The sequence below is a fragment of the Jhaorihella thermophila genome (genome assembly GCF_900108275.1).
In the GTDB taxonomy this organism is placed as follows: domain Bacteria; phylum Pseudomonadota; class Alphaproteobacteria; order Rhodobacterales; family Rhodobacteraceae; genus Jhaorihella; species Jhaorihella thermophila.
In genome coordinates, this window is record NZ_FNVD01000004.1 from 17784 (window position 1) to 33444 (window position 15661).

At 68.3% G+C, this 15661-nt stretch carries 14 protein-coding genes and 1 pseudogene; 12 read left to right on the forward strand and 3 right to left on the reverse strand.

The window, feature by feature from the left end:
* Positions 1–54: 54 nt before the first annotated feature.
* The 8 genes and pseudogenes from C4S70_RS06255 (at position 55) to C4S70_RS06290 (ending at position 7926) form a co-directional block, all read left to right on the forward strand.
* Positions 55–735: an amino acid ABC transporter permease gene (locus C4S70_RS06255; RefSeq protein ID WP_104007265.1), complete on the forward strand. Its 681-nt coding sequence runs from the start codon at positions 55–57 to the stop codon at positions 733–735.
* Complete coding sequence (locus tag C4S70_RS06260) at positions 732–1391, forward strand: amino acid ABC transporter permease (protein ID WP_104007452.1); 660 nt, start codon at positions 732–734, stop codon at positions 1389–1391. The genes C4S70_RS06255 and C4S70_RS06260 overlap by 4 nt, the downstream gene beginning before the upstream one ends.
* A complete protein-coding gene (locus C4S70_RS06265) occupies positions 1388–2110 on the forward strand; it encodes an amino acid ABC transporter ATP-binding protein (RefSeq protein WP_104007266.1) in 723 nt (240 codons plus the stop codon). The genes C4S70_RS06260 and C4S70_RS06265 overlap by 4 nt, the downstream gene beginning before the upstream one ends.
* 48 nt (positions 2111–2158) lie before the next feature.
* A complete protein-coding gene (locus C4S70_RS06270; protein WP_104007267.1) occupies positions 2159–3079 on the forward strand; it encodes a dihydrodipicolinate synthase family protein in 921 nt (306 codons plus the stop codon).
* Positions 3066–4334: an NAD(P)/FAD-dependent oxidoreductase gene (locus C4S70_RS06275; protein WP_104007268.1), complete on the forward strand. Its 1269-nt coding sequence runs from the start codon at positions 3066–3068 to the stop codon at positions 4332–4334. The genes C4S70_RS06270 and C4S70_RS06275 overlap by 14 nt, the downstream gene beginning before the upstream one ends.
* Complete coding sequence (locus tag C4S70_RS06280) at positions 4331–5332, forward strand: 4-hydroxyproline epimerase (RefSeq protein WP_104007269.1); 1002 nt, start codon at positions 4331–4333, stop codon at positions 5330–5332. Before C4S70_RS06275 ends, C4S70_RS06280 begins: the two co-directional genes overlap by 4 nt.
* Positions 5333–5347: 15 nt before the next feature.
* Positions 5348–6400, forward strand: coding sequence for a trans-3-hydroxy-L-proline dehydratase (locus C4S70_RS06285; protein ID WP_104007270.1), 1053 nt, complete (start codon positions 5348–5350; stop codon positions 6398–6400).
* A 21-nt stretch (positions 6401–6421) separates the two neighbouring features.
* Positions 6422–7926 (forward strand): annotated as a pseudogene (locus C4S70_RS06290) (aldehyde dehydrogenase (NADP(+))).
* A gap of 19 nt (positions 7927–7945) precedes the next feature.
* On the opposite strand, the gene C4S70_RS06295 reads toward C4S70_RS06290, so the two are convergent.
* From C4S70_RS06295 to C4S70_RS06305, 3 genes are read right to left on the reverse strand one after another with little or no spacing between them, the layout of a single operon-like run.
* Positions 7946–8425 (reverse strand): MaoC family dehydratase, encoded by a 480-nt coding sequence (locus C4S70_RS06295; RefSeq protein WP_104007271.1) that lies wholly within the window; start codon positions 8423–8425, stop codon positions 7946–7948.
* A gap of 3 nt (positions 8426–8428) precedes the next feature.
* Positions 8429–10411: an acetyl/propionyl/methylcrotonyl-CoA carboxylase subunit alpha gene (locus C4S70_RS06300; protein WP_104007272.1), complete on the reverse strand. Its 1983-nt coding sequence runs from the start codon at positions 10409–10411 to the stop codon at positions 8429–8431.
* Positions 10412–10421: 10 nt separating this feature from the next.
* A complete protein-coding gene (locus tag C4S70_RS06305) occupies positions 10422–11966 on the reverse strand; it encodes an acyl-CoA carboxylase subunit beta (protein WP_104007273.1) in 1545 nt (514 codons plus the stop codon).
* A gap of 96 nt (positions 11967–12062) precedes the next feature.
* Here C4S70_RS06305 and C4S70_RS06310 point away from each other — a divergent pair, with 96 nt between their 5' ends.
* From C4S70_RS06310 to C4S70_RS06325, 4 genes are read left to right on the forward strand one after another with little or no spacing between them, the layout of a single operon-like run.
* Complete coding sequence (locus C4S70_RS06310; protein ID WP_104007274.1) at positions 12063–12890, forward strand: enoyl-CoA hydratase-related protein; 828 nt, start codon at positions 12063–12065, stop codon at positions 12888–12890.
* Positions 12887–14059: an acyl-CoA dehydrogenase family protein gene (locus C4S70_RS06315; protein ID WP_104007275.1), complete on the forward strand. Its 1173-nt coding sequence runs from the start codon at positions 12887–12889 to the stop codon at positions 14057–14059. Before C4S70_RS06310 ends, C4S70_RS06315 begins: the two co-directional genes overlap by 4 nt.
* Before the next feature lie 3 nt (positions 14060–14062).
* A complete protein-coding gene (locus tag C4S70_RS06320) occupies positions 14063–15061 on the forward strand; it encodes a zinc-dependent alcohol dehydrogenase family protein (protein WP_104007276.1) in 999 nt (332 codons plus the stop codon).
* Positions 15058–15654: a TetR/AcrR family transcriptional regulator gene (locus tag C4S70_RS06325; protein ID WP_104007277.1), complete on the forward strand. Its 597-nt coding sequence runs from the start codon at positions 15058–15060 to the stop codon at positions 15652–15654. Before C4S70_RS06320 ends, C4S70_RS06325 begins: the two co-directional genes overlap by 4 nt.
* Positions 15655–15661 lie beyond the last annotated feature (7 nt).

Consider the following 15661-nt stretch of genomic DNA (forward strand, 5'->3'; position numbering starts at 1 on the left):
GCCCCCACTCACACGCGCTCGGGGGGCGGTGGTCCACCGCAACAGGGTTTCCCCATGAACTCCAATTTTCATTGGCGCCCGGTGCTGCGCGCCCTGCCGGATCTGATCCAGGCCGCGTTCGTCACGCTCGAAGTCGCGGCGCTGTCGATGCTGATCGGTGTGGTGCTGGGTCTCGCGCTGGCCATGGCGCGCGATTTCACCGCGCCTGCCGCCGCTCCCGCGCGCTGGCTCGCCGTCGCCTGGGTGGCGCTGGCGCGTAACACCCCGGCGCTGTTCCAGCTCTATTTCTTCGGCTTCGGGCTCGGCGCCTGGGGGATCAACATGTCGCCGCTGGCCATTGTGCTCGCCGGGCTGAGCTTCAACAACGCGGGCTATCTGGCTGAAACCTTCCGCGGCGGCTTTCGCGCCGTGCCGGCGGCGCAGATGCGCGCCGCGCTCAGCCTCGGCATGACGCGGATGCAGGCGATGACGCGCATCGTCGTGCCGCAGGTGCTGCGCGCGGTGTGGCATCCGCTCACCAACCAGATGGTCTGGGCTGTGCTGATGAGTTCCTTGGGCATGCTGGTGGGGCTGCACGAGCTGGCCGGCGAAACCCAGGCCCAAGCTTCGCGCACCTTCCGCATCTTCGAATATTTTGCGGTCGCGGCGGTGATCTACTACGTGGTCGTCAAGCTTCTGGTGCTGGGCGCGCGGCTGATGGCCTGGCGTCTGTTCCGCGGATGGAGCCCGGCATGAGCAACACCGTTACCTATTTCACGGGCTTCCGCGGCGCCGACCTGCTGTTTCTCGCCGAAGCCGCCTGGGGCACGCTCAAGCTCTCGGCGTTGTCCATCGCTGTCGGCACGGCGCTTGGCGTGGGCCTGGGCTGGATGCTGGCCGAACTGCGCGCCACGCGACCAATCCTTGTGCCGCTGCTGGATGTCTTCCGCTCGGTGCCGCTGATCATCCAGCTGGTGCTGTTCTTCAACTTCGTGCCGATGATCGGGCTGGGGCTTTCGCCCTTTGCCGCCGGCTGTGTGGTGCTGTCGGCCTATGCCGCGGCGCTGGTGGCGCAGGTGGCGCGGGCAGGCATCGAATCCGTGGGCAGGCCGCTCAGGCGCGCGGCGCGTTCGCTGGGGATGAGCTACGGTCAGGCGATGCGCCACGTGGTTCTGCCGATGGGGCTGCGCACGGTGTTTCCCGCATGGGTGGGGATCGTGCTGGGCGTGATGAAGGACAGCTCGCTGGTGTCGGTGCTGGGCTATGTGGAGCTTTTGCGCGCCAGCCAGATCCTCATCACCCGCACCCAAGAGGCCCTGTTCGTGCTTGGGGTGGCCGGCGCCTTCTATTTCCTCCTCTCCTGGCCGGTCTCCTGGTGGGCGGCCCGCCATGAAAAACGGTGGCAGCAATGATCCAGATCGAAAACCTGCACAAGAAGTTCGGCGCGCTCGAAGTGCTGCGCGGCATCGACCTCGCCGTCAACAAGGGCGAAGTGCTCAGCATCATCGGCGCCTCGGGCTCGGGCAAGTCCACGCTGCTTTATTGCATCAACGGGCTCGAACCGATCTCGGAGGGCCGGGTCCTGGTCGATGGCGTCGATGTTCACGCGCGCGGCACCGACCTCAACCGGCTGCGACAAAGGCTCGGGATGGTGTTCCAGCAATGGAACAGTTTTCCACATCTGACCGTGCTCGAAAACGTGGCGCTGGCGCCGCGCATCGTGCGCGGCCTGCCGCGGGCAAAGGCCGAAGAGGTGGCGCGCCGTCAGCTCGAACATGTGGGGCTGGGCGACAAGCTGGCGCAATACCCCGCCGCATTGTCGGGCGGTCAGCAGCAGCGGCTGGCCATCGCCCGCGCGCTGGCCATGGAGCCCGAATACATGCTGTTCGACGAGGCCACCTCGGCGCTCGACCCCGAGCTTGTGGGCGAGGTGCTCGACACCATGCGGATGCTGGCCGCCGAGGGGATGACCATGATCTGCGTCACCCACGAGATGGGCTTTGCCCGCGAGGTCTCGGACCGCGTCGCCTTCTTTCACCAAGGGCGGATCGAAGAAATCGGCCGCCCCGAGGAGATGTTCGGAAAGCCCCGGTCGCCGAAGCTGAAGCGCTTTCTCGCGAAAGTGCTCTGAAGCCGGCCCGCAATCCAATCAATCGATCGAGACAGGAAAGGAATCGCCATGTGGTCTGGAATGATGCCGGCCGTCACTACCAAGTTCGCTGCGGACGGATCGCTTGATTGTGCCGAGATGGAGCGCTGCTTCGCGCTTCAGATCGAGGCCGGCAATGGCGGACTCATCGTCTGCGGCACGCTGGGCGAGGGCAACATGCTGTCGCCCGAAGAACGGCTTGAGGTGCTGGCCACGGCCAAGAGCGTGGCGCAGGGCCGACCCGTTCTGATGACCGTTTCCGAAGCCGGCACGCGCGAAGCCTGCGAAATGGCCCGCCGGGCGGCGAAGGCAGGCGCCGACGGGTTGATGGTGGTGCCCTCGCCGATCTACCATGCGTCCCCGGCCGAGGTCGTGGCCAATCTGCGCGCCATTGCCGCCGCCGGCGATCTGCCGGTGATGATCTATTCCAACCGGGTGGGATATCGGGTGGATGTCACGCCCGAGATGATGGAAGAGCTGGCCGAGGACGCGCGCATGGTCGCCATCAAGGAATCCAGCGACGACATCCGCCGCTGCACCGAGATCTTCAACCGGCTGGGCGACCGCTACAAGGTGCTGATCGGGGTGGACAATCTGGGGCTCGAGGCGCTCCTGATGGGTTGCGACGGCTGGGTGAGCGGCGTGTCCATCGCCTTCCCGCGCGAGAACCAGGCGATCTACGACCTCGTGCAGGCCGGGCGGATCGCGGAGGCCCGCGCCATCTATCGCTGGATGCGTCCGCTTCTCGATCTCGACGTCTCCATCTTCCTCGTGCAGCAGATCAAGCTGGCCGAGGCGATCGCCATCGGCTCGACCGAGCATGTCCGCCCGCCGCGTCTTCCGCTGCCGCCCGAACATCGCGCGCGGGTGGAGGCGCTGGTGCGCGAGCGCATCGCCTGCCGCCCGGATCTCGACGCCGTGGCAGGGTTCGCGCGCGATGCCGCCTACTGATGCCCCCGTCGATGTCGCCGTCATCGGCGGTGGCGTCATCGGGCTTGCCTGTGCGCTGGCGCTGGCGGCCGAGGACCGGCGGGTGCTGCTGGTCGAGCGTGATCGGATCGGGGCGGGCGCCTCGTCCGGCAATGCCGGGGCCTTTGCCTATGCCGACATCCTACCGCTTGCCCGCCCGGGCATCCTCTGGCGTGCGCCGCACTGGCTTCTGGATCCGCTCGGACCGCTGTCGGTCCGGCCGCGTTCGCTGCCCGCGCTTGCGCCCTGGCTCGCCCGATTTGCCCTGGCCAGCCGGCGCGCGTGCCAGCCGGCGCTGATTGCAGCGCAGGCAGCGCTGTTGCGCCTTTCGGCAAAGGCGCTGCCCTGGATTGCGGATCTCGCCGGGGCGCGCGGGCTCATGCGCAATGACGGCCAGCTTCAGCTCTACGAAGGGCGCCGTGCCTGGGAGGCGGCGCTGCCGGAATGGGAGGCGCGGCGCGCCGAGGGCATGGCCTTCGAGGTGCTGAAAGGCGCCGACGCCATCGCCGAGCTGCAGCCCGGCCTCAGCCCGCGCTTCACCCATGCCGGTTTCGTCCCCGACTGGCCGTCGGTCTCCGACCCGATGACGCTGCTCGAGGCGATGGCGGCGGCATTTCGCGGCCGGGGCGGACGGATCGAAACCGAAGACGTCACCACCCTGGCCCCCACCGCCAGCGGCGGCGTGGAACTGGGCTGCGCCAGCGGCCGGCGCATCCAGGCCCTCCAGGCCGTGCTTGCCGCCGGCGCCTGGTCGGCCGATCTGGCACGTCAGGCCGGAGAGGCCGTGCCGCTCGCTGCGGAACGCGGCTACAACACCACCTTTTCCGCCGATGCCTTCGATCTGCGCTGCCAGTTGACCTTTCCCGATCACGGGTTTGTCGTAAGCCGGGCCGGCGGTCTGCGCGTGGGCGGCGCGGTCGAGCTGGCCAGCCCGGACGCGCCGGCGGACATGCGCCGGGCGCGGGTGCTGGTGGACAAGGCCCGCCGCTTCCTCCCGGCGCTGCGGGCCGAGAGCGGGCGCGAATGGATGGGATGCCGGCCTTCGCTCCCCGACAGTCTGCCGGTCATCTGCCGCGCCAGCCGCATTCCCGCCCTGGTGCTTGCCTTCGGCCACGGCCACCTGGGCCTGACACAGGCGCCGGCAACGGCGCGCATCGTCGCGGATCTTCTGGGCGGGCGCCCACCCGAAACCGACATCACCCCCTACAGCGCCTCGCGTTTTCGGAGCCTGACATGACACAGCACAGCTTTTTCTGCATCGACGGCCATACCTGTGGAAACCCGGTTCGGCTGGTGGCGGGCGGCGCGCCCGCACTGGTCGGCGACACCATGCTGGAACGCCGCGCCGATTTCCTCGCCCGCCATGACTGGATCCGCACCGCGCTGATGTTCGAACCGCGCGGCCACGACCAGATGTCGGGCGCGATTCTGATGCCGCCCACGCGCCCCGATTGCGACACCGCCATCCTGTTCATCGAAACATCGGGATGCCTGCCGATGTGCGGGCACGGCACCATCGGCGCGGTGACGCTGGCGCTGGAAAACGGCCTTGCCACCCCGCGCGCGCCGGGGCGGCTGATGCTGGACACCCCCGCCGGCCCGGTGGAGGCGCGCTATCGGCAGGAGGGCCGCTTTGTCGAGGAGGTCCGGCTGACCAACGTGCCCGCCTTCCTCGCCGCCGAGGGGCTCGAGGCCGATCTGCCCGGCCTCGGCCGGCTGCGGGTGGATGTCGCCTATGGCGGCAATTTCTACGCCATCGTCGACCCACAGGAGAGCTTCCGCGACATGGCCGATTTCTCGGCGCTGGAACTTGTGCGCATGAGCCGCGAGCTGCGCGCCGCGCTCAACGAGGCGCACCAGATCGCCCATCCTGAACATCCCGAGATCGCCGGCATCAGCCACATCCTCTGGACCGGGGCGCCACGCGCCCCCGGCGCCAGTGCACGCAATGCGGTTTTCTACGGCGACAAGGCAATCGACCGCTCGCCCTGCGGCACGGGCACTTCGGCGCGGATGGCGCAATGGCACGCGAAGGGCTGGCTGAAGCCAGGCGAAGATTTCGTGCATGAGAGCATTATCGGATCGCTCTTTCGCGGCCGGATCGAGGCCGAGACGGAGGTCGCCAGCCGCCCCGCGATCGTGCCCAGCATCGCCGGCTGGGCGCGGCAGACCGGCATCAACACGATCTTCGTCGACGACCGTGATCCCTTCGCGCACGGCTTCGTCGTCGTCTGAAGACAGGAGACCGCGATGCGAAGCGTAAGGTCCATCCATATCGTCTCGGCCCATGCCGGCGGCGAGATCGGCGATGTCATCGTTGGTGGCGTGCTGGCGCCGCCGGGTGAAACGCTGTGGGAGCAGCGCGACTTCATCGCCCGCGACGGTGCCTTGCGCGATCTGGTGCTGAACGAGCCGCGCGGCAGTCTCGCGCGCCATGTCAACCTGCTGGTGCCGCCGCGCGATCCGCGCGCCGATGCCGGGTTCATCATCATGGAGCCGGTCGATACCCCGCCGATGTCGGGCTCGAATACGATCTGCGTGGCCACCGTGCTGCTCGAAACCGGCCTGGTCCAGATGCACGAGCCCGAGACGCGGCTGACGCTCGAGGTGCCGGGCGGGCTGGTTGACGTGCGGGCCGAATGCCGCGCCGGCCGGGTGCTTTCGGTCACCTTCCGCAACCTGCCGAGTTTTGCCGACCGTCTCGACGCAGCGCTCGACGTGCCCGGTCTGGGGACGATCCGCGTCGATACCGCCTTTGGCGGCGACAGCTTCGTCTTTGTCGATGCCGGCGCGGTCGGGGCGGAAATCCGGCCCGATTCCGCGGCCGATCTGGTGGAGCTGGGGATGCGCATCGTGGGCGCCGCCAATGAACAGATCGGGTTCGTCCACCCCACTTTGGGCGGCTGGCGGCACATCTCCTTCTGCGCCTTCGTCGATGGGATCGAGCGCGCCGGGGACGGCTGGAAAACGCGCCATGCCGTCTGCATCCGCCCCGGCCGGATCGACCGTTCGCCGACGGGCACGGCGCTTTCGGCGCGGATCGCGCTGCTGGCCGCGCGCGGCCGGATCGGGGCGGACGAAACGCTTGTGGCCGAATCGATCGTGGGCAGCCGCTTTCAGGGGCGGATGGCAAAGCGAACGCAGCTTGCCGGCAAACCGGCGGTGATCCCGGAAATTTCCGGCCGCGCCTTCCTTTCCGGGGTCCAGCAGATCCTGCTGGATCCCGAGGATCCCTGGCCGCGCGGGTATCGGGTCGGCGACACATGGCCGATGCGGCCCGATACCGAAACGGCAACCGAGTGAACAGAAGAAAAGGCAGACCACATGCTCAAGGGCAATCACCTCATCGCCGGCGAATGGGTCGGCAGCGATGCGACCTTTGCCAACGAACCCGTATCGGGCACCCCGGACAGCTTTGCCGCCGGCACGCCCGACCATGTGGCCCGCGCGGTGCAGGCGGGGGAAGAGGCGTTCTGGTCATACGGCTGGTCCACCCGCGCCGAACGCGCCGCCTTTTTGCGCCGCATCGCCGATGAGATCGAATCCCGCGGCGCGGCGATCACCGCGCAGGGGCAGAAGGAAACCGGCCTGCCCGCCGCCCGGCTGGAAGGCGAGCGCGGGCGCACCACCGGCCAGCTGCGGCTCTTTGCCGATCATATCGAAAAGGGCGACTATCTCGACCGCCGCCACGACCCCGCGCTGCCCGACCGCCAGCCGCTGCCGCGCCCCGACCTGCGGTTGATGCAGCGCCCCGTGGGGCCGGTCGCCGTTTTTGGCGCGTCGAACTTTCCGCTCGCCTTCTCCACCGCCGGCGGGGACACCGCATCCGCCCTTGCCGCCGGCTGCCCGGTGGTGGTGAAGGGCCATCCCGCCCATCCCGGCGTTTCCGACCTCGTCGCCCAGGCGATCGATGCGGCGCGGCGCGTCTGCGGGCTGCATCCGGGCGTCTTTTCCCAGATCCTCGGCCAGAGCCACGGGGTGGGGCAGGCGCTGGTGCAGCACCCGCTGATCCGCGCGGTTGGCTTCACCGGCTCGCTGGCCGGGGGCGGGCGCTTTTCGATCTATGCGCGGCGCGGCCCGAGCCGATCCCGTTCTTCGGCGAGCTGGGGTCGGTCAACCCCGTCTTCGTTCTCGACCATGCGCTGGCCCGTCGCGGCGGCGAGATCGCCGAAGGCTGGGCCGCCTCGCTCTCGCTGGGCGCGGGGCAGTTCTGCGCAAATCCCGGCATCGTCATGCTGCGCGAGGGGCCGCAGGCAGAGGCCTTTATGGAGGCCGCTCGAGCCGCGCTGGCGGCGGTCGGAGTGCAGGCGATGCTGACAAGCGCCATCGCCGAAGCCTTCGCGCGCGGGCGCGACCGGCTGGCCGCGGGCGGCGGGGTGCGCGAGGTTCTGACCTCGGTGTGCAACAGGCGCGGCGCGGCGCCCTGCGTGTTCGTGACCACCGGCGCGGAGTGGCTGGCCAATGCGGAACTGGGTGAAGAGGTGTTCGGGCCGCTGGGGATCGTCGTTCTGGTGCGCGACGGAGAGGAGCGGCTTGCGGTGGCGCGCGCGCTTCAGGGCCAGCTCACCTGCACGCTGCAAATGGACGAGGAGGACACCGCCGAGGCGCAGGCGCTGATGCCGATTCTGGAGCGCAAGGCCGGGCGGGTTCTGGCCAACGGTTTCCCCACCGGCGTGGAGGTGGCCGATGCCATGGTGCATGGGGGGCCGTATCCGGCCTCGACCAATTTCGGCCATACCTCGGTGGGTACGCTGGCCATCCGCCGCTGGCTGAGACCGGTCTGCTATCAGAACCTGCCCGAAAGTCTGCTGCCCGGAGATCTTCGGTAAGGCAACGCGCGCGGACGACTCAGGACGGCGTTGAGCCGTCCCGTTTCCGTGCCGGGGTCTTGTGCATGAAGGCCGCGCGCATGCAGGAGGCGACCAGAACCCCGTCCTGATTGAAGGCTTCGTGCCGGAAGGTGACGATGCCCGCGTCGGGGCGCGATCCGCTGTTCCGCACGGCCGCGACCGTGGTGCGCACCCGCAGCGTGTCGCCGTGAAACACCGGGGCGGAAAAGGTTACGTCGGTCATGCCCAGATTGGCGATGGTCGTGCCCAGCGTGGTTTCATGCACCGAGATCCCGATCATCACCCCCAGCGTGAACAGCGAGTTGACCAGCGGCCGGCCGAATTCGGTCCGTTCGGCGAAATGGCGGTCGATATGCAACGGCTGGGGGTTGTAGGTCATCGAGCAGAACAGCATGTTGTCCGTCTCGGTGATTGTGCGGGTGATCGCGTGGTCGATCACCATGCCGGGGGTGAAGTCTTCGAACCAGAGTCCGGCCATCGGTCAGTCCCTTTCCTGTGCCAGATCGAGTTGCACCAGCAGCGTGCCGGCCTCGACAGTTTCGCCCACCGCGCCGGCGACGCCGGCAACGGTGCCCGGGGCTGCGGCCTTGAGTTCCATCAGCAGTTTCATCGATTCCATCACCACCAGCGTATCCCCCGCATCTACGGCATCGCCGGGCCGTGCCGGCAGATCGACGATCAGGCCGGGCATCGGCGCGGTGATCCGGTCGGGGGCGGCGACATCCTCCGAACTCCGGGCGGCATCGAAGTCACCGAGCGCGACGATCTCGTGCGCGGCGTCGAAATCTTCGCCCCAAACATGCACGATGCCGTCCTCGATCGCCGCGCCGAACGTCTCGGCCACGCCGTCGCGCGTGACGGTGACCGAAGCCGGCCCCGTCCAGCGGGCTTCAGCAGTCCATGTCCCCGCGTCGTCGGTCACGGCGATCCCCTGCGGCGTCGTGGCAAGCGTCACGCGGGTTTCCGGCTGGCGAGCGTCCAGATATGCGGTGCGGGCCGGATGCCCCGCCGCCTGCAACAACCTGAGCCCGCCAAGCGTCTGCCACGGTGTGGCCGCGTCGCGCGGGCGGGTGTGACGGGCCAGAGCAGCCAGCGCGAGACTGGCGCGGGTGGGCGGGGCCCAGCCCTCGGGCCATTCCCGCGCGACGAAATCGGTGGTGGCGCGGCCTTGGGCGAAGATCTCGGCCAGCAGCGCGTCGCGCAGAAACAGCCGGTTGGTGGTGATTCCGGCAATGCCCAGCCGGCCCAGCCCGGCCATCAGCGCCCTGCGCGCGGCCTCGCGGTTGGGGCCGCGCGCAATCAGCTTGGCGATCATGGAATCGTAATGCGACCCGATCACGCTGCCCGCCTGCACCCCGGCATCGGTGCGCAGTCCCGGCGGCGGCGCCCAGTGCAGAAGCGTGCCGGTGCGCGGGCGGAAGCCGTCCGACGCGTCCTCGGCGGTCAGCCGCGCTTCGATCGCGTGGCCGGTGCAGGCGATGTCGGATTGGGCCAGCGGCAGCCGCTCGCCCGCCGCCGCGCGCAGTTGCAGCGCGACGAGGTCCAGCCCGGTGATCTCTTCGGTCACCGTGTGTTCGACCTGAAGGCGCGTGTTCATCTCGAGGAAATGGAACGCCTCGGTTTCGGCGTCCATGATGAATTCGACCGTGCCGGCGCTGTCATAGCCGATTTGCCGGCCCAGCCTCAGCGCCGCGTCATGAAGCGCGGCGCGGGTGTCGTCGCGCAGGTTGGGGGCAGGGGCCTCTTCGAGCAGTTTCTGGTGGTTGCGCTGGACCGAGCAGTCGCGTTCGAAGAGATGCAGCAAGGTGCCGTGCTTGTCGCCCAGGATCTGCACCTCGACGTGGCGGGGGTTCTGGACCAGCTTTTCCACCAGAAGTCTTCCGTCGCCAAAGGCGCGTTCGGCCTCGGCGCGCGCGGTCGCTATGGCAGCAGGCAGGTCGGCGGCGTCCTGCACCGCGCGCATTCCCTTGCCGCCGCCGCCGGCGCTGGCCTTGATCATCACCGGCAGGCCGATCCCGCGCGCCGCCGCGATCAGGGTGGCGTCGGACTGGTCGTCGCCCGAATATCCGGGGATGCAGGGCACGCCGGCGGTTTCGGCGATGCGCTTGGCCGCGATCTTGTCGCCCATGGCGGTGATCGCCTTCAGATGCGGGCCGACCCATGTCAGCCCCAGCTCGGCACAACGGCGCACCGGCTCGGGCTGTTCGGATAGAAAGCCGTATCCGGGGTGGATGGTCTGCGCCCCCGTCTTGCGGGCGGCGTCCAGGATGCGGTCGGCGCACAGATAGCTGTCCGCGGCCGGGGGAGAGCCGATGTGAACGGCCCGATCGGCCATCTGCACATGCGGCGCGTCCGCGTCAGCGTCGGAGAATACCGCAACCGTGCGTAGCCCCATGCGGTGGGCGGTGCGGATGATGCGGCAGGCGATTTCGCCACGGTTGGCGATCAAAAGGCTGTCGAACATCGGCGCCCCCTCACATCCTGTAAACCGGACGGGGCGCGGTGTCGCGCGGCTCGCCTGCGGCCAGCGCGATGCACAGGCCCAGCACGTCGCGGGTCTGGTTGGGTTCGATGATGCCGTCATCCCACAGCCGCGCGGTGGCATAGTAAGGGTCGGACTGTTCCTCGAACTGGGCGCGGGTGCGCGCATCCAGCGCGGCGATCTCGTCCTCGGTGGCGGAGGATTTCAGACTGGCGCGGCGCAGCTCGGTGACGACGGTCGAGGCGACATCGGGGCTCATGGTGGCGATGCGGGCATTGGGCCAGGAGAACAGGAACCGGGGCCGGAAGCCGCGCCCGCACATGCCGTAATTCCCCGCGCCGTAGGAGCCGCCGACCAGAACCGTGTATTTCGGCACCCGGGCGTTCGAGACGGCATAGACCAGCTTGGCCGAATGCTTGGCGATGCCGCCGCGTTCGGCCTCGGTCCCGACCATGAAGCCGGTGATGTTCTGCAGGAAGATCAGGGGGATATGCCGCTGGTCGCAGAGTTCGATGAAATGCGCGCCCTTGACCGAGCTTTCCGAGAACAGCGCCCCGTCATTGGCGAGGATCCCCACCGGGTAGCCGTGCAGATGTGCGAATCCGGTGATGAGCGTCCGGCCATAGTCCGGTTTGAACTCGGACATTTCCGAGCCGTCCACGATGGAGCGGATCAGTGCACGCATGTCGGTGGGTCGTTTGAGATCCACCGGCGCGTAGTCCTGCGGCGCGCCGTAATCCGGCAAGGGCGGGCGGGCAGGCCGTGGTGGCGGGGCGACATGGCCCCCGTCGTCCAGATTGGCCACCAGTTCGCGCAGCTTCTGCAGGGCGGTTTCCTCGTCCGGGGCGAGGTGGTCGCTGACGCCGGATACGGTCGTGTGCATCTCGGCCCCGCCCAGCGTTTCGCCATCGACGATCTCGCCCACTGCGGCCTTGACGATGGGCGGCCCGCCCAGGTGGATGCGGCCCGTCCCCTGCACCATTATCACCTGATCCGACAGCGCCGGGATATAGGCCCCGCCCGCCGTGCAGCCGCCGAACACCACCGAGATCTGCGGAATGCCGGCCGCCGACATCCGGCATTGCCGCCAGAATCCGCCGCCGAAATGGTCCTTGTCGGGAAACACCCGGTCCTGCTCCGGCAGGAAGGCACCGCCGCAATCAACCAGATAGATGCAGGGCAGGCGGTGCTGTTCGGCGATCTCCTGCGCGCGGGAATGTTTTCGCACGGTTTCATGGAAGAACGACCCGCCCTTTACCGTGGCGTCATTGGCGATGATCATGCAGGGGTGGTCGTGGATCAGCCCGATGCCGGTGAGGATTCCCGCGCCCGGCACGTCTCCGCCATACATCCCCCAGGCGGCCAGCGGCGACAGCTCCAGAAAGGCGCTGTGTGGGTCCAGAATCATCTCGATCCGGTCGCGCACGAAAATCTTGCCGCGTTTGGCGTGGCGGTCGCGGAGCTTCTCGCCCCCACCTCGGGAGGCGGCTCTGTGCCGGTCGCGCAGCTCGGCCACGAGATCCGAAATCGTGATCATGGATGTCCTCCGCCAAAGTTTTCAGTTGTTTTTCTGCCTAACGTCTGTTAGAAAAACTGTCAACAAAAATGCCAAACCTGTTTTTCGAGAGGTTGCATGACACAGCGAAACTGGATCACCGAAGCCCGCGACGGTGCGGTCCTGGTGCTGAGGATGGGCGCGCCGGAACAGCTCAACGCCTTGCACGCGCCGATGATGGCTCAGCTGCATGATGCCTTGGAACGGGCCGGCGAAGATGGCGACGTGCGGGCAGTGGTCCTGACCGGCACCGGACGGGCCTTCTGCGCCGGCGCGCATGTGGGCGGGATGGCTGAGATGCCGGACAAGGCCGCCGGGATCGCGGATCTTCTCGAAAACGGCTGGAACCGCGCGGTCCGTCTGATTCGCGGCATGCCCAAGCCGGTCATCGCCGCGGTGAACGGCATCGCCGCGGGCGGCGGCGTCGGTTTGGCGCTGTCGGCCGACATCGTGCTGGCTGCCCGTTCGGCCCGGTTCATACAGGTGTTCGGCCCTCGGCTGGGCGTGATCCCCGATGTGGGCTGCACATGGTTTCTGCCGCGCGGCGTCGGGCGCGCGCGGGCGCTACGCCTGATGCTGACGGGCGAGCGGCTGGCGGCCGAGCAGGCCGAACGCTGGGGTCTGATCGCCGCCTGCGTCGGTGACGCTGATCTGATGCGGGAGAGCCTCGCGCTGGCCCACCGCCTTGCCGCCGGCCCGATCCGCGCCTTTGCCGAGATCCGCGCGGCGGTCGATCACGGGCTGTCCCAAGACCTTGATGCCGCGTTGGACCACGAACGCGACACCAATGCGCGGCTTTGCGCCGGGCCGGATTTTGCCGAAGGCACGGCGGCCTTTCTCGAAAAACGAGCGGCAGATTTCACCAACCGCCCCTTGACGGAAACCAAGCACGGACACATGCCATGACCGCACCGGGATTCGACGCCATCACGTCCAGCGACCTGTTCTTTGACGACGAACACCACATGCTGCGCGCCCAGCTGCGCCGCTTTGTCGAGGAGGAGATCAAGCCCCATGCCGATGCGTGGGAAGACCAGGGCCACACCCCGCGCGATCTGCTGCGACGGATGGGAGAGCTGGGGTTCTTCGGCATCCGCTATCCGCAGGAATACGGCGGGTCGGAGATGGATCAGCGCGCCACGGTCGTTCTGGCCGAGGAACTGGGCCGCAGCACCTATGCCGGCGTAGCGATCACCGCGCTGGTGCATACCGACATGGCATCGGTCCATATCTTCAATGCAGGCAACGAGGCGCAAAAGGCGAAATACCTGCCCGGCGTGATCGCGGGCGAGACGATCACGGCGGTCGGCATCACGGAACCCGACGCGGGATCGGACGTGAAGGGCATCCGCACCACCGCTCGGCGGATGGGCGACCACTATGTGCTGAACGGGGCCAAGACCTTCATCACCAACGGCGTCCTGGGCGATGTCTACTGCATCGCCGCCAAGACCGATCCGCAGGGGCCGCCCAGCCAGAGCGTGACCATGTTCATCGTGGAAAAGGGGATGGAGGGGTTCACCGTCTCGCGGTCGCTGAAGAAACACGGCTGGAACAGCTCGGACACGGCTGAGTTGTCCTTTGTCGATGTGCGGGTGCCCGCCGAAAACGTGCTGGGGCAGGAAGGGCGCGGTTTCTACGAGATCATGAAGAATTTCCAGAACGAACGGCTCGTGCTGGGGGCGATGGCGATGGGAGAGGCGCAGGCGGCGATCGAGATGACGGTGGACTATGTCAAGACCCGCCGGGCCTTTGGCGCGCCGCTCTGGGACAAGCAGGTGATCCGCAACCGGCTGGCGGCTCTGGCGGCGCGGGTCGAGGCCGGGCGCGCCCTGATCTATGCCACCGCCGCCCGGGCGGCGCGCGGCGAGGAGGTCGTGCGCGAGGTGTCTATGATCAAGGCCCTCTGCGGCGAGTTGGTCAACGCGGTGATGTATGCCTGTGTGCAATTCCACGGCGGCATGGGCTACATGCGCGAAAGCGCGATCGAGCGCTTGGCGCGCGATGCCCGCGTGCAGGCGATCGGCGGCGGCGCGACCGAGGTGATGCTGGAAGAAGTCGCCAAGCGGATGTGACCGATGCGGGCGTGGCGCTTTGCCGGCGGCTTCGGCCGCGACAACCTTGTGCTTGAGCCGGACGAGACGCCCGAACCCGGCCCCCGCGACGTGTTGCTGGAGATGCGTGCCGCGGCGTTGAACTGGCGCGACCTGGTGGTGATGCGGGGCGAGCATAGGCGATCCGTCAGGCCGCCGCTGATACCCCTGTCCGACGGGGTCGGCATCGTGATCGCCAAGGGGGAACAGGTAGAGGGGCTCGGGCTCGGCGATCGCGTCTGCCCGGCCTTCTACCAGCACTGGCAGGGCGGCCCGCCGCCCCCCGATCTGGGCCGGGGGCGTCTTGGCGGGCCGCTGGACGGGGTGCTGGCAACGCACCGGGTCTTTCCCGCCGACGCCGTGGTACGGGTGCCGGACCACCTGAGCGATCCGCAGGCCGCCACGCTGCCCTGCGCCGGCATCACCGCCTGGAGCGCGCTGTCGGACCCTGCACCGGTACGGCCCGGCGAAATCGTGCTGATCTTGGGCAGCGGCGGCGTGGCGCTTTTTGCGGTTGTGCTGGCGCGGGCCGCCGGGGCGCGGGTGATCGTCACCACGTCGTCCTCCGACCGGGCGGCGCGGTTGCGCGAAATGGGTGCCGACCATGTGATCGACCGCCGTACCGTCCCCGACTGGGCGGGCGCCGACCGGGTGCTGGAACTGGGCGGGGCGGGGACGCTGAACGATTCGGTCCGGGCGGTGCGCACCGGCGGGACGATCATCCTGGTGGGCAATGTCACCGGCAACCGGGCGGATCTGTTCCTGCCGCCCGTCCTGACCCGGCGGCTGACGCTGCATTCGGTTTCCTGCGGGCCGGTTTCGGCCCTGCGCGCGCTGGTGCGGGCCATCGACCGGCATCGCCTTGACCCGGTGATCGGCAGGGTATTTCCCTTCCGCGACGCCCCGGCCGCTTTTGACGCCCTTGAAAGGGGCCGAATTTTTGGAAAGGTTTGCGTCTCCTGCCAGACGGAGGGTCCCACTTGACCGAAACACCTGTGAAACCGCGCCACAAGACGCCCAAGGCCGCCGCCGCCCGGCAGGAAATCCTGTCGGTCGCCGCGCGCAAGATGCGGCAGGTGGGCTATGCCGAGATGTCCCTGCGCGATCTCGCCGCCGAGGTGGGGATGAAGGCGGGCAGCCTCTACTATCACTTCCCCTCCAAGGACGCCTTGGCGACCGAAGTCATGCGGCTGGGGGTCGAGATGGTCCAGCAGGCGGTGCGCGCGGCGTTGCAGGATTGCGCGGACGCCGCACCGCGCGACCGGGTGATCGTGGCGATGCGCGTGCATCTGGACACGCTGCTGTCGGCCAGCGACTTTTCTTCGGCGCATATCCGCTGCTATCCCTTCGTGCCCGAAACGGTGCGGGCCGAGCTGACCGCCGTGCGCCGGGCCTATGACCGCGACTGGAACGACCTGATTGCCGCATGGCTGGGAGAGCCGCCTGATGCGGCACGGGTGCGGGATATGCGCCACGCACTGCTGGGGGCGCTGAACTGGTCGCTGGAATGGTTCGATCCGGCCCGCGACAGCGTCGAGGCCTATGTCGCCTCGCTGACCGAACTGTTGCCGCAATAGGAGAGTC

Excerpts from the sequence above, each read along its gene's own strand:
- C4S70_RS06265 (WP_104007266.1), top strand. The coding sequence starts at position 1,388 with ATGATCCAGATCGAAAACCTGCACAAGAAGTTCGGCGCGCTCGAAGTG.
- C4S70_RS06275 (WP_104007268.1), top strand. The coding sequence starts at position 3,066 with ATGCCGCCTACTGATGCCCCCGTCGATGTCGCCGTCATCGGCGGTGGC.
- C4S70_RS06270 (WP_104007267.1), top strand. The coding sequence starts at position 2,159 with ATGTGGTCTGGAATGATGCCGGCCGTCACTACCAAGTTCGCTGCGGAC.
- C4S70_RS06260 (WP_104007452.1), top strand. The coding sequence starts at position 732 with ATGAGCAACACCGTTACCTATTTCACGGGCTTCCGCGGCGCCGACCTG.
- C4S70_RS06310 (WP_104007274.1), top strand. The coding sequence starts at position 12,063 with ATGACACAGCGAAACTGGATCACCGAAGCCCGCGACGGTGCGGTCCTG.
- C4S70_RS06285 (WP_104007270.1), top strand. The coding sequence starts at position 5,348 with ATGCGAAGCGTAAGGTCCATCCATATCGTCTCGGCCCATGCCGGCGGC.
- C4S70_RS06280 (WP_104007269.1), top strand. The coding sequence starts at position 4,331 with ATGACACAGCACAGCTTTTTCTGCATCGACGGCCATACCTGTGGAAAC.
- C4S70_RS06295 (WP_104007271.1), bottom strand. The coding sequence starts at position 8,425 with ATGGCCGGACTCTGGTTCGAAGACTTCACCCCCGGCATGGTGATCGAC.
- C4S70_RS06320 (WP_104007276.1), top strand. The coding sequence starts at position 14,063 with ATGCGGGCGTGGCGCTTTGCCGGCGGCTTCGGCCGCGACAACCTTGTG.
- C4S70_RS06305 (WP_104007273.1), bottom strand. The coding sequence starts at position 11,966 with ATGATCACGATTTCGGATCTCGTGGCCGAGCTGCGCGACCGGCACAGA.
- C4S70_RS06300 (WP_104007272.1), bottom strand. The coding sequence starts at position 10,411 with ATGTTCGACAGCCTTTTGATCGCCAACCGTGGCGAAATCGCCTGCCGC.
- C4S70_RS06255 (WP_104007265.1), top strand. The coding sequence starts at position 55 with ATGAACTCCAATTTTCATTGGCGCCCGGTGCTGCGCGCCCTGCCGGAT.
- C4S70_RS06315 (WP_104007275.1), top strand. The coding sequence starts at position 12,887 with ATGACCGCACCGGGATTCGACGCCATCACGTCCAGCGACCTGTTCTTT.